The following is a 14,682-nucleotide window of genomic DNA, read 5'->3' on the forward strand; positions in this document are numbered from 1 at the left end:
TCACTCATTCACTTTTCAACTTTAAAGGTTAGAAGGTTAAGTTTACACCAAGGATCAAGGATTTTGGCAGAGGAAGTCCACCATAATCACCAGCTTCAGGATAAAGTCCGCTACCGCTTAAGTCAGTATTGGTAGCTTCAGGGTTAAAGCCTCCTTTGTATTTATCAGAGCCAAAGAAGTTTTCGGCAGTTGCATAGATGCGAGCTCCAGAAACTGCTTTACCCTTAAACAGCTGACCCAAATCGTATCCGAGTGTAATATTGCGTACACGCACGTAATCGGAAGGATATAACCAGTCTGTATTTTTAATACGGCCAAAGGTTGAATAAGCTTTACCCACTTTACCAGCACCGGGGTCTGCTTCTGAACGCCATCTGTCTCTGAAGAAGCCTAAAGCATTATCCGTAAAGCCCTGGCCAGTTCTTCCTAATGCACGACCGAAAAGCGAGTAAATAGATCCCCCCGACTGGCCTTGCACCAAAACACTCAGATCGAAACCTTTATAGCGCAGGTTGTTGGTAACACCCCATACATAGTTCGGATTAGGATGACCTACGATCACACGGTCATTAGCATCAATTACGCCATCACCGTTTGCGTCAACATATTTAGGATCTCCCACTGTTTGTGAACCGTAAAGGGCAGCGCCTTTACTAATATCGTCCTGAGTCAAGATGCCATCCTGACGCACCACATAAATGCTGTTCATGGGTTCCCCAACTTTCAAGATGCTATGCGAAATATCGAACAGAGATGGAATCAGAATTTGATCCTGGCCTTCACCTAATGCCAATACTTTATTGGAATTATGGCTAAAGTTTACGCTTGTATTCCATTGGAATTTACCCACGAGGTTGCGAGAAGTCAATTCTATTTCCCAGCCCTGGTTCCTTACTTCCCCTACGTTGCTCAACATAGAATTAAAACCAGTGAGACCAGGAATAGGCACATTCAACAGTAAATCTGTATTTAATTTATTGTAGTAGTCCAAAGATGCTGTAACGCGGTTTCTCAAAATACCGATGTCCAGACCGACATCAAAAGACTCTGATTTTTCCCAGCTTAAGTCAGGATTCACTACGCTTGCAGGAGCCTGGCCAAAAGCTACAGCATTATTGAATGTATAATTAGATGCAGCTAACAGGGCTTGGGCACTGTAATCACCCACGTTGTAGTTACCAGATTTACCCCAGCTTGCTCTCAATTTAAGGTCACTGATCTGAGGAATTCCTTTCATAAAATCTTCCTCAGCTATTCTCCAGGCAGCAGATGCTGAAGGGAACCAACCCCATTTTGTATTGTCACCAAAACGGGAAGAACCGTCTCTTCTAATACTTGCAGAGAACAAGTATTTATCATTGAAGCCGTATTGAATTCTGCCAAAATATGAAAGCAGGACATTCTTTGTTTCTGTTGTATTCCCAGTAATGGCAGCTGCGGCGTTCAAAGTGTTCACAACGCTATTGCCGAAACCATTTTGAGAGTTCATTTGTGAACGATCAAATTTATCGGAGTTATAAGCAGCACCTGCCAAAAAGGAAACATCGTGGATATCATTATATACTTTATTATAAGACAGCGTGTTCTCATTAACGAATGTCTGTCTTCTGTAAGTGCTGTACGAACCTGAGGCTAGAGAAAGGTAATTAGCAGCCTGCCTTGCAGGAAGCTGACCAGAAATGGTGTAAGGAACGTAACCTTTTGAAGTGTTATCTGTATTATCGAAGTTAATGGTGCTCTTTAAAGCAAGGCCTTTAATGATCTGGTATTCACCAAACAAAGAAGTCAGTGTGCGGAAGCGTTTGGTCTCACCTATGGTTTGTTCCAGTTTACCTATCGGGCTATTGGGTGAGGTGCTCCATTTATACTGGCCATTGTTGCCGACGTTTGGATACAAGCCCATAGAATCTTCCTGGACAGGTGTCATACTCACCAATTGGTGCAGGATGTTGTCTTTACCTTCTATACCCGGATCATTGGTAATAGAATAGGTAGGTGAAAGGTTTAAACCAAGCTTTAACTTTTTGCTGGCATTGACTTCAACATTTGCCCGTGCAGAATATGATCTGTAGTCCATGCCTTTAATCATACCTTCCTGGTCGGCAAAGTTTCCGGAGACATAATATTTTACGAATTCATTTCCACCACTGGCGGATATTTGGTGATTTTGCACCAAGCCTTTTCTGAAGGCTTCGTTTTGCCAGTCGATGTAGCGCAAACCAGGATGGCCTGGCTGAGCCCAGCGGTCATCAGTCATGTAAGAAGTATTGACACCCCCTGGAGCAAGGCCTAAAATCACACGGCGCTCTTCGTTTGTCTGGCTAGCCGTCCTTCCGGGTCCGGAAGCTACCCACTGGGCATTGATCATTTCAGTTGCCCTGTCTACCCATTCATCAGCAGACAACATATCGAGTTTGCGGTTTGCCTCCGAAAAACCAACGTAAGAGTTGAGGTTAATCTTTGCTTTACCACTTTTACCTTTTTTGGTGTTTATGATCACAACGCCATTGGCGGCGCGGGAGCCATAGATAGCTGCAGCAGAGGCATCTTTTAATACCTGGATTGATTCAATATCGTTCGGGTTGATGTTATCGAGGGGATTGCCGTTAGCGAAGCTACCTGATCCATTAGGAGCGGCCTGCGCCAAGGGAAAGCCATCAATCACATATAAAGGCTCATTGCCGGCTGTAACGGAGCCGGAACCTCTTACCTGAACACTCATGCCTTTTCCTAAAGCACCACTGGTTTGCTTTACCTGTACACCAGCCAACTGACCGACCAAGGCCTGGTCTACACGGGAAACAGGCCGCTCGTTCAAGTTATCGGCGTTCAAGGAAGCTACCGCACCCGTGACGTTCTTTTTTTTCTGAGTACCATAGCCCACCACAACTACGTTCTCCAAGGAGTTTTGTTGGGGCACCATGGAAACAGCAAGCTGTTTTTTATTTGCGACCTGCACCTGTTGTTCGGCAAAACCGACATAGCTTACCACTAAAACGGCATCGGGAGAAGGCACATTGATCTGGAAGGAGCCATCTGCGCTTGTTTGGGCAGCGAGGTTTGAACCTTTCACCTTTACAGTTACACCTGCTAAAGGTTGTCCGTCTGCACCTGTGATTTTACCTGTAACCGGGAAATTTTGGGCGAAAGCGCCAAAAGAGAATAAGAGAAGGGAGGCGAAGCCCAAGCTTCGCAGCACTGCGTTTTTTTTCATACAGCCTACAATTAAGTGTTTTTCAGTAGGCAAGCTACATGATTCACCTAGCCCGATTATCCTGTACCATCCTGCTTTAGGCCAACTTTTTACGCAAACGTTTGCGTAAAATCAAGAGCTTGTATGATTTTGGTCAGATGACAGATACTACGGGGAAGAAAAAGAAAGGGCAGCCCGGAGGACTGCCCTTTAGAAATTATGCTTATTGAATTAATAACCAGGATTTTGGTAGGCGGCCATATCGGATGCAGACATGGGTTTGCCATTTTTTGTTTGCGCAATCATTTGCAGGTAAGGAATTGGCCTCAGCTTATGGAATTGAGAGAATGATCCGCTGATGTCGGGGTTGAACTGTTTTGTTCTTTCATAGAAGGTTTCTGTCCGCACCAGGTCTTCCCAGCGGTAAAATTCACCACAAAGCTCCCTGGTTCTTTCATTGAGCATGAAATGAATGAACCTCGAAGATGTGCTGGTAGCGCTAGCCGGGTAGTTCTCGCTTGCTGCACTCGTAGTAAACAGGGTCATTGTAGCCAAGTTATTAGTTTCAGTATTGTCTAACGTGCTGGGACCGCCTATAAATTGCCAGATCTGCGGGCTTCTTGCTTCGCCTGCTTTATAAGCAGCTCTTCTTCTCAACACATTCACATATTCCAATGCCTTGGTATAATCACCCTTTCTGCCATAAGCTTCCGCGATCATCAGATAGGTCTCAGCCAGACGAGCCAGCGTACCATTGCGGATACCGCGGGCTTCGTTATTGATAGAGGTAAGCCTGATAGGATCATTGAACTTGATCATCGCCAGGAACTTATTGGGTGAGAAATCTGTTGATACTGCACCGCCGGCTGTAGTTTGCTTGTAGCGCGCATACACAGCATAATAACGCATTTTGGCAATGTTGGAAGTCAGCAATGGCTTGTCAACAGGGTTCACAATAAAGATGGCTGCTGTATCGCCAGGCATTACCCTTGGCTTACCCACCAAACTTGGATTAGGTGCATCTGCTGCAGTAAACTTGGGAAAAGTTTCATTAGCTGTAACTGCAACATTGCGATAGAAGACAGTCTGGAAGGTTTTGAAGAAGCGGGAGTCATTGATCTTATCATAGATATCAATGGTATAATCAGTAGGACGCATCCTGCGGAAAGGCCTTCCATTGAAGAAATCCCTTGCCATACCCGGCATACCGGCATCATATTGCGTACCATAGTAAAGGTGTGTCTGGTTGTTTCCTGCAGATGAAGCCAGGCTCAGGTTGGAAGTGAATTGAGCCGCATAGATGATTTCGTTGCTGGCATTGTTGGCATCGATCTTTGCTTTGCTGCTCAACGGCGCTGCACCAACCTCACCCAAGGGGGCTATTCTGCCGTCCGGATAAGCAGCATTGAATAAACTTCCATAGTCAGCTTCCAATGCATGGCCGCTCCTGGTGATCACTGAATCTGCAAACACAATCACGCTGTCCATATCGGTAGGCTTTTGTCCGCGTTGGTCTGTAACAGCACTGCCTCTTGTTAAATAAGCCTTGGCCAAGAAATGATAAGCCATAGCCCGTGTGGCCCTACCCCTGTTGGCAGCGTCATATTTCCAAGGTAAAACTGGGCCTGCGTTTTTCAAGTCGCCGATGACCTGCTGATACACTTCTGCCACAGAAGCCCTTGGAAACTCATATTGCGGCTCGCTGGGCACTGATGTGATCAGGGGAACACCCCCGAATTGTTGCACCATCTGGAAGTAATATAAACCTCTCAGGGCTTTGAGTTCGGCTATGCGCAGGTCTTTTTGCGCCTGTGTACCCAGTACTTTTGATGCCGGATTATTATAACTGGCTATCATTTCAATACCCTGGTTGCACCGCCTGATACCGGCATAATTATTTGTCCAAAGGCCATTGACAAAGGCATCATTCGCATTCAGGTTGGCATCGTAGTCGTTGTAGCGAACGTTATTGAACTGGTCGCCTTCCCTGAATTCATCCACGCCAAAGTTGTGCATGGCGTAAGACTGCTCCTCACTGAACTTCCATTGCAAAGGCGTGTAGGCAGACTTTACCAGGTCTTCAAGACCGGCATCAGTTTTATAATAATCCTCGGTAAGTGTCGTTACCAGTTCTTCTTTGATGAATTTCTTGCAAGAGGTTACGGTAAGCGCAAAAGCACCGATACCCATCCAAATTATATTTCGAAAGTTCTTTTTCATTCTTTTAGTTTTTTTCAAATACACGAATCAATGTTAACATTACAGATCAAGCTTTGCGCCTATCACATAACTTCTGTAGCTATAAGATGTAGGCCCTGTGTTGTTGGTAGTAGAACCAGGGAACTCCTTGTAAGGCACTGTTTCCGGATCGTAAGTTGAATAACCATGGATCAGGATGGGATTCACTGCACTGATATAGAACGACAGGTTGTTGATGTTTGCCTTGCCAGTTAACTGTTGGGGCACACGGTAAGACAGTGTAATATTCTTCACTTTGGCATAAGTAGCCTTGGTATAAGTAATTGCTTCCCAACCGAAAGGAATATCACTGGTTGATGTTGGCTGCTGGTATTCATTGCTTGGGTTGGATGGCGTCCAGTAATTCACCTCAAAGGTCTGGTAGCGGCCTACGAGGCTTGGACGGGGCACCCTATATAAACCACCTACGTGGAAATGAATCAGGAAGTTCAGGTCAAAGTTTTTATAGCTCAGTGTGTTGCCAATACTTGCCGTAAAGTCAGGATTGTGCGAGCCTAAAACAATTCTGTCTGCCGGACTCATTGCTGTATCACCATTGGCATCAAATATCTTAATTCTGCCTGGCAGGTAGTTGACATTGCCTTTATTACCGGATTTTTTCCAATAGTAGTCGGCCAGTGCGCCACCTTTTGCAGTGTCACTGTATTGGAAGATGCCTTCTTGTTTATAACCCCAATATACCTGGAGGGGCTGGTCTATCAACCAAAGGTTGGCATAGTTACTGTTGCCGCTGCCATCAATGTCTACGATCTTCTCTTTGTTTTTAGTGAACACGAAATCTGTAGACCAACGGAAGTCTCTTGAAACAATGTTTTGTGTATTCAGGGTAACTTCTATACCCTTGTTCTCTACTTTACCGAGGTTAAAGAATAAGTATCCCACACCGTTGGCAGTTGGAATTGACCTTTGCTGCAACTGGTCGGTAGTAGTTGATTTATACAGGTCAATCACACCGTTGATCCTGTTTTTAAGCAGGCCGAAATCAATTCCTACGTTTGTAGTAGTTGTTTTCTCCCAGCCCAGGTCTGGTGTTTTAAAGGTTAAAGGAGCAGAACCAATGGCGGCCTGTCCATTGCCCCAGTTATAGTTGGTAAAGGCTAGAGGACCACCGGTCTGGTAAGGAGGAATAGAAGCATTACCTACTTTACCAATACCCATTCTCAACTTAGCAGAATTGAGTACGGATTGGCTTCTGAAGAAGTTTTCGCGATCAATTTGCCAGGCCACAGAAGCAGATGGGAACCAGGCACCTTTGTTTCCTTCAGACAATACAGAGGAGTTGTCGTAACGGTTGCTGACTGTCAGCAGGTATTTATTTCTGAAACCATATTCCACACGGCCCATGTAAGACATATATCGGGCAGCGGCATAAGAACCTGAACCTGTAACTAATGCATCTGTATTCCTGTTTAAGGAGTACCATTTTTGAGATTCGAAGATCAGGTTATTGGCCGACATGATCAGTGTATCTGTGCGGTTCAGGTTTTGCAATTCCTGGAGCAGGGTAACATTGATCGTGTGGTTGGACTTGATCGTAGTATTGTATGTCAGGATGTTGTCGTAGACCCAAGAAGAAGCGTTAATAATGGTACGTGATGCTTTGGCGGGGCTACCCAATTGGATGGATGACTGGGAGCCATCAAATTTGCCCTGTCTTGAATTACGGGTATCCAAACCAAACATGGTGCGGTATTTCAATCCTTTAAAGAGTGTCAGCTCTCCATAAACGTTTCCGAATATCCTGTTTGTCTTTGTTTCGTCAAACACGGTATTGTGATCATTGATGGCGCTCCTGATCTGGTCGTCTTTGTTGGGAATGAGCACCCAGTTGCCGGCAGAATCATAAGGTGTTACCATCGGGATCATACCAATAGCATTACCATAAGAACTGGTGCTGGTGTTGGTAGTTGCATTTGTATAGTTTACACTGATGCCAAAGGTGAGGTACCTGGCAGCCTTAAAGTCGTTTGAAGCACCAATGGAATACCTGGTATAATCCTGACCATATTCAATCCCTTTCTGATTAAAGTATCCTGCACTGAAAGAAGATTTGATCCTGTCGGAACCACCTGTCACACTAATGCTATGGTTTGTGGTGCTGCCATTCCTGATCCCTACATTATCCAACCAGTCATAGCTTTTGATCCTGGATGGATCGTAAATATCAATGCTATCTGTTCTCATGCCACCCATGAACTGGAGGTTTTGCAAAAGTGCCTTTTCTTCAGGAGTTGTTGCTCTTTTCTTTGCGCGGTAAATCTTATTTACCGGGTCATAAACCTCCCAGGTATAAGCATCTTTAATAGAATTCCACTGCTCTTCGCTGCCGAACCTATTTCTGAACAAGGCCATATCGGATAGAGCGTCAGGATAATAATATAATGAATTGGTCGCGGACCTCTTTTTAATATCGCGTGTATACAATGAATCTGCAAAGAATGCCTGTCTTTGGGCATCTACCAGTTGGGATGCATCAAACACCTGTATAGGCCTGATGATGCTTTCGATGGACTGGCTGCCCTGGTAGTTTACTGATATTTTACCAGCCTTGCCTTTTTTTGTAGTGATCTGAACAACGCCGTTGGCGCCACGAACACCATAAATGGCTGTTGCTGATGCGTCTTTCAGGATGTCCACAGATTCAATATCGGCAGGGTTCATATCATCAATGGTATAGCTGACAGGAAAGCCATCTACCACATACAATGGTTCATTGCTGGCGCTTAATGAACGGTTACCCCTCAGGCGGATAGAGCTTCCTGTACCAGGACGGAAACCACTTGGGGTAGCTTCCACACCTGCTATACGGCCTTGTAGCGATTGCGTGAGGTTGGTGGTTTGTACTGTGCGCAGCTTTTCGCCTGAAATAGAAGAAACAGCGCCTGTTACGTCACTTTTCTTACGTGTGCCATAACCTACAACAACTACATCCTGCAGATTATTATCTGCAGATTTGAGCGCAATGGCGATTGCAGATTTACCATTTACAGAAGCTTCCTGGCTGGTGTAACCAATAGAGCTAAACACTAAAATGGATTGAGCAGAAGGCACTGTGATGGTAAACGTTCCATCAGCTTTGGTCGTTGTGCCGGCGTTAGAACCTTTTACCTGGATGGAAACGCCAGCCAACGGTTGTCCATCAGCGCCGGTGATTTTACCGCTCACAGGAAAACTTTGTGCAAAACCATAAAGGGAAAAAAGGAGAAAGAAACAGGGCATACCTAGCCCCCGAAGCAGTCGAAGAATTATCATACAGCAAACAGTTTGTTAATAAAAGACTAAACTATCTATTTAGTATACACGAACTATCCTGCACCGTCCTGCATCGGTATATTTTTTTACGCAAACGTTTGCGTAAAGTCAGAAACCTTGTGATATTCATCATCTTTTAATCACATAATTTCAATTGGTAGCAAATAAAGATGAATGACAACCGAAAGGCGAGAAATAATACCAGAATATTTATTTGCTGTATTTTCTCTTAAGCCAGTTTTCCGGCACAGGAATGATGCAAATATTCATAGACCTACCGTCTTTGGACAGCATGGCTGATTGTATTTGAATTTTTGTACCATCGGGGCTGAAAGTCGGATGCGTATGATCTGCAGCCGTTTCCTTATGACCTGTAGTCAACATGATCATTTCTCTTGTGTGCCGGTCGATCAAGTATACACTGCGTGAAAAATCATCACCAACGGCAAACCTGCCATCCGGAGAACCATGCACGTGCCATAGACCACTGCCACTGGGTGTTTGTCCTGCAATGGTCATTTCTCTTGTTCTCAGGTTTACAATAGCCAACCCTGTGGGTTTCTCGCGGGTTCCTGAAGGCCCCCAGGCAGCTTCCTGGCCTGGATTTGCACCATAAACAGATGTACCAAGAGCTACCTGCTTGTCAGTGCCCGGAATCTTCCGGTGTCCCATAATCGCCATTGCCACTTCGTCGCGAGTGATCACTGCTTCATGCGTGACCCATTCATATTCTGATTCAGGATACAAGGGGCGCAGGCCAGTGCCGTCGGACATTACCGTCCAGGTACGCTGAGGCGACTTGCCGCCTGTTTCCCAGCAAAAGACAATTTCTCCAGGCACCCAAGGATTGGTCTGAATGTGTCCCACTTGAAAAGGAACAGAGATAACATGTTTGACCTCCCCGGTTTTTATGTTCATAGCAGCGATGCCGGATGGGCCTGCTCCCATGTTGCGCGGTCCAAAGTTGCCTTCGATTTTGGTACTTGCTGGCAGATGCCTGGCAGCCTCCTCCTTACTAATCCGAAAATATGCCCATTCTTCCGCACCATCCAAGGCCATATCACCACCAGCACCCAGTTCAGGCGGTGTAGTACCGCAGACGCGCTGGTATTCTGAAGCTGGTTTCATTTTGCCCGCTTTGCTGTCGGCAAAAACTTTGGCGAGATCAACTTCTATGATCTGCACGGGTGCCACAGATCGATCCCTTGCAGCGACTGTATCCCCTCGTCTCCTTAAGGAAGTATCCGTAGAGCGCATGAAGTAGAGTTTCATGGAATTTCTTGCTATGTTGAGCATTCCACTGTAACCGCCTTCTGTTACCTGTACCATCTCTCCTGTTTGCTCGTTTACCGCCATTGCTTCTCCGGGTACCCTCCCTGTGCGGTAGATCAGCCACTGTCCATCTGATGTCCACTGATTATGGGTGGGATATATCTTTGAATCACCTGCAGGTGTGCTGGTAAGGAAGGTGAGCATCGTACCTGTGACCGGGTCTTTGATGACTTTTTTCTCGGAAGGGAAACGTTTACCGATTTGTGCGTTTGCTGATGGTATTATTATAAGACTGAGTAGCAAATATCCAATGGCAAGTATCTTTTGTTTTTGGCCCATAACTTTTAATTGTATTGGCAAGCATTCAATGTGCCTAAGCATTTGCCAAGTTATTTAAATATCACACCGGGACTATCCTGAACTATGCTGATTTGAATCTACTATCCATCTCATCTTTTGCCCGCGCCCATCCCCGCATGTTTGTCTATAGCTTCTATAATCCTATTCATAAGGCATTTATTGGTAATCTCATGATCATCATACGTATAGACCTGTTTGTAGTCCATTATGACCTGCGTACAAAACTGTGGCCGTTTAGACGTTACCACGACTGTTCTATTATTAGAAATAATGTTGAATATTTCTTCTTCATCATTTAAAGATTGATGCTTTACCTTATAACATTGGTTACGTCTTTTGTAATTAACGGTAATATAGAATTCACTATCCCGGCGAAGCTTTCTCTGTAACATTTGATAAAATGGTTAGATTATAAATGGGCAATACATTATATAATAATAGTGTAGAATATCAATAGGTTGAGGGACGAAGCTACTGTGAATTATCTGTCAGAGACTGGCAAATCGTACCAAAAAAACAGCAGATTGATACATTTTTTTATTGTACTATTTTTGCAACAGGTTGATTATAGGCATTTTATAATCAGCAATAGGCAATCCATACTTAAATACGGGCTTATCAAAAGGAGTGTGTCTTTTTAGAAAAGGTCGCTTTTACCCTGCTGGCTGAACTTTTTTGGTGTCAGTCCAAATTGTTTCTGGAACATCCGGCTGAAACTTGTGGAATCGGAATAACCTACTATAAAGGCAATTTCTGAAACTGAAGACTGACCTTCAAGCAGTAGTTCCGCAGCTTTGTTTAACCGGATCGTAGTTACAAATTCGTGGACTGACTGGTTTGTCAGCGCTTTGATTTTACGATAGAGTTGCGTCCGGCTTAAAAATAACTGACTGGCCAACCATTCCACACTAAGGTCTTTGTTTGACATATTCGATTCTATCATGCCGGTTGCTTTGCTTAAAAAAGCTTTATCGGCAGCATTGGTACCCACCAGACGGGTATTAAATCCGGTAGACTGATTGAACAATTGCCGAAGCTTTTTGCGCGACTCAATGAGGTTTTTAATGCGAACCAATAGCAAGGCTGAGCTGAAAGGCTTGCCGATATAGGCATCAGCCCCGGTTTCGTAACCTTCCATCTGGGATTGGTCTGACTGCCGTGCTGTTAACAGGATTACTGGTATGTGACTGGTTTTTTCGTCAGTTTTCAACTTTTGGCAAAGTTCAAGCCCATTGAGTCCCGGCATCATGATGTCGCTGATGACAAGGTCGGGTATGGTTTCAATGGCTTTTTCGAAACCCTCGGATCCGTTTTGGGCTTCAATAACCAGATAATCAGCGATTAAGTTCATTTTAAGGTAGTTCCTCACATCAGCATTATCCTCCACCACCAGCACCACGGTTGGATCAGCATTGGTTTCCTGCTCCTGAACTAATGGAGTAAACTCCTCAGAACTATCGCTCATTTGAAAGCCGGACGTCCCTGCTTTTTGAAACAGTCCGGTGTTTTCATCTGCGAGATTACTTAGCATAACAGTAAAGCAGGTTTCGATGTTAGGTCCACTATTTACTGTAATGATACCCTTATGCAGCGTTACAAGTTCCTTGGTTAATGCCAAGCCAACTCCTGTGCCACCGCTATTGTTATGTTCCTTACTTGCTACCTGATAAAAGGGTTCAAAAATCTGACCGATCAAGTTGGCTGGAATACCTACTCCATTATCCCTTACCGATAATACAACCTGGCCCGGATTTTCTGAAGCAGCGGCCAAAGACACCGTAATGCGGCCACCCACACTAGTAAATTTAAATGCGTTGGAAAGTAGATTGTATAGTATTTTGTCTACGACATCCGCATCAAATCCAAATTCCAGCGCCTCGATATCTGTTTGAAATGTAAAATTTATATCCTGTTGCTGTGCCTGGAACTCAAAGGCCGCCATGATATTACGAACAAATGCAACAATATCCTGCCTGGTTATATGAAGAGGCATGTTGCCTGATTCCAGCTTCCTGAAATCAAGGAACTGGTTGATCAAGCCCAGCAGCCGGCGGGCGTTGCGGTGCATGATTGCATAATAATCCCTCACTTTTTCAGTGGATAGTTTTCCGGCTAAAAGTGACTCCAGGGGATCAATGATCAATGTTAATGGTGTGCGGAATTCATGAGAGACATTGGTGAAAAACCGGGATTTAAGCTCGTCCAGTTCACGCACTTTTTCGGCTTTTAATCTTTCGGTGAGTATCTGCTGGTTATACTTTTGGCGGGCAAGAATCAGCCTGTATACCAGATAGCCGGCCAGTATTAATAAAAAGGTGTAGCACAAATAGGCCCACCATGTTCTCCACCAGGGTGGCAGCACGATTATTTCAAGCGTGGCTGGAGCAGGGTTCCAAACGCCGTCACTGTTGGATGCTTTCACTTTGAAGATGTATTTACCCGCTGGCAGGTTCGAATAGGAAGCTATTCGTCTTGATGCATCCGTTTGTATCCAATCTTTGTCCTGCCCCTCCAGCATGTAGGCGTATTGGTTTTTTTCCGGATTTGAATAGTGGAGTGCTGCAAATTCAATGGAAAAACTACGATCCTCATAGGTAAGCGTAATTTTCTTTGTCATGTTTATAGGTGCGGATAATACTACCCTCCCATTTATCATCTGCCCGACACCAACAGGTTTGTTCAGCACCTGAAACTCTGTTAAAACTACGACCGGGAGAAAGGGGTTGTCAGCGATCTCACCGGGATGGAATGAAACAAAACCTTCCATATTACCAAAATATAGATCACCCGTGGTTTTATCGATGCATCCAGAGCCTTCCATAAAATCGTAACCCTGGATACTTTCCTGAACAGCATAATTTCGAATGACGCCTGTTCTAACCGTAAGTTTTGACAAGCCTTTTTTGTGACTGATCCAGATATTGCCCTGTTGATCAGGCAATAGCTTCGCAATATATTGATCTGCAAGCCCATCCTGCTTTGTATATAATTTGACTTTGCCAGATCGGGGGTCTATGCGGCAAAGTCCATTTGCCGTACCAATCCAGATATTCCCCAGACGGTCTTCGGTGATGGAATAAACACGCTCATCGGGTAATTTGGGATTAACGCCATCACCATTATAACTGACTGTATCTGTCCAAGCATGGGTTTTTGGATCGCGCTTTATTTGGATAACACCTAAATATTCAGTTCCAATCCATAAGTTATTTTTTGAATCAAAGAACAAGCAAACAGCACTTGGTTTGCCCAAATATTTGTTCAATACCTGTTTTTCAAATGTATTGTTCTTGCGGTTGTATTTGAGCACATCATTGAAAGTGCCAAACCAAACTGAACGGTCCGCCGGATCTTCGGCTATGGATAAGAACCGGTAGTTATTTGAATTAATTCCGGTGTTTTCATGATAGTAATTGATCAATTTATTGCTCCTTACATCGTACCTGTCGAGCCCTGTCCGGTACCCAACCCATATATCACCATAGCTGTCTTTAAAAATTGATCTAACACTTTCGCCTGCAGGCCCTGGCATAAAGCGCTTTTCAACTTTGGTTTTTGAGTTTATAAAAACTAATCCATTATCCTGGGTACCCAGCCAAATACCGGAACTGTCAGCCAAAATTGCGCGGATGGGTGCATTTACCGAGGTTTTGTTATCTGATGAAACAGAAAAACTATGGAAAGGTTTGGCATTCAGATCTAATTTGTTGACACCACCTGTAGCGGTGCCAAGCCAAAGGATCCCGCAATTATCCTTGTAAACACAATAAACATTATTGTCATCAAGTCCACCTACATTGTTGGGTTTTGTCCCAAATACGATATGCTCTTTGGTTGGTGAAAGCTGAAATGCTCCAATATGCTCCTGCAGATCTTTTGCTGCAATTTGAAAAGCCAATAAATTACGCAGGCGGTTGGTAGAGTCGCGAATGGAGCTTGGTAATTGGTTAGGTGTAAAACGTGTAAAATTGTCTGTTTGGTAGTTGTACCGACAAATAGAAGAGTTGAAAGTGGCAATCCATAAAGTGCCGTTTCTATCCTTGTAGATATAATGTATTCTGTTGTTGGCTATTGAATTCGTATCGCCGGGAATCGTGCTGTAAACCTTGAATTTGTATCCATCGTAGCGACAGAGCCCATTATACGTACCAAACCACATATATCCGTACTTGTCCTTAACAATACTTGATACTGTATTCTGTGCCAGTCCATTTTTTACCGTCAGATATTCGAAATTAAGTTTTTGCGCAGTTAAGTGCTGGCCTCCAGAAACCATGAAAAACAGTAAGGTGAATATTTTCAGATCGATACGCATGGAAAAAGCAATCCGTCGAAAATACAATTAT

At 44.3% G+C, this 14,682-nt stretch carries 6 protein-coding genes; all 6 read right to left on the reverse strand.

Annotation, left to right across the window (positions count from 1 at the left end):
* Positions 1-28: 28 nt before the first annotated feature.
* On the reverse strand, positions 29-3,214 hold the full coding sequence (locus OCK74_RS16055) for a SusC/RagA family TonB-linked outer membrane protein (protein ID WP_279298075.1): 3,186 nt from the start codon (positions 3,212-3,214) through the stop codon (positions 29-31).
* A gap of 210 nt (positions 3,215-3,424) precedes the next feature.
* The gene (locus OCK74_RS16060) at positions 3,425-5,413 is read right to left on the reverse strand and encodes a RagB/SusD family nutrient uptake outer membrane protein (RefSeq protein WP_279298076.1); all 1,989 of its coding nucleotides are present in this window, start codon (positions 5,411-5,413) and stop codon (positions 3,425-3,427) included.
* A 39-nt stretch (positions 5,414-5,452) separates the two neighbouring features.
* Positions 5,453-8,704 (reverse strand): SusC/RagA family TonB-linked outer membrane protein, encoded by a 3,252-nt coding sequence (locus OCK74_RS16065; protein WP_279298077.1) that lies wholly within the window; start codon positions 8,702-8,704, stop codon positions 5,453-5,455.
* A 210-nt stretch (positions 8,705-8,914) separates the two neighbouring features.
* A complete protein-coding gene (locus tag OCK74_RS16070; RefSeq protein WP_279298078.1) occupies positions 8,915-10,315 on the reverse strand; it encodes a TolB-like translocation protein in 1,401 nt (466 codons plus the stop codon).
* A gap of 110 nt (positions 10,316-10,425) precedes the next feature.
* The gene (locus OCK74_RS16075; RefSeq protein WP_279298079.1) at positions 10,426-10,728 is read right to left on the reverse strand and encodes a hypothetical protein; all 303 of its coding nucleotides are present in this window, start codon (positions 10,726-10,728) and stop codon (positions 10,426-10,428) included.
* Between the two features lie 245 nt (positions 10,729-10,973).
* Positions 10,974-14,612: a hybrid sensor histidine kinase/response regulator transcription factor gene (locus OCK74_RS16080; RefSeq protein WP_279298080.1), complete on the reverse strand. Its 3,639-nt coding sequence runs from the start codon at positions 14,610-14,612 to the stop codon at positions 10,974-10,976.
* Positions 14,613-14,682: the final 70 nt, after the last annotated feature.

The sequence above is a fragment of the Paraflavisolibacter caeni genome (assembly GCF_025628885.1).
Taxonomy (GTDB): domain Bacteria; phylum Bacteroidota; class Bacteroidia; order Chitinophagales; family Chitinophagaceae; genus Flavisolibacter; species Flavisolibacter caeni.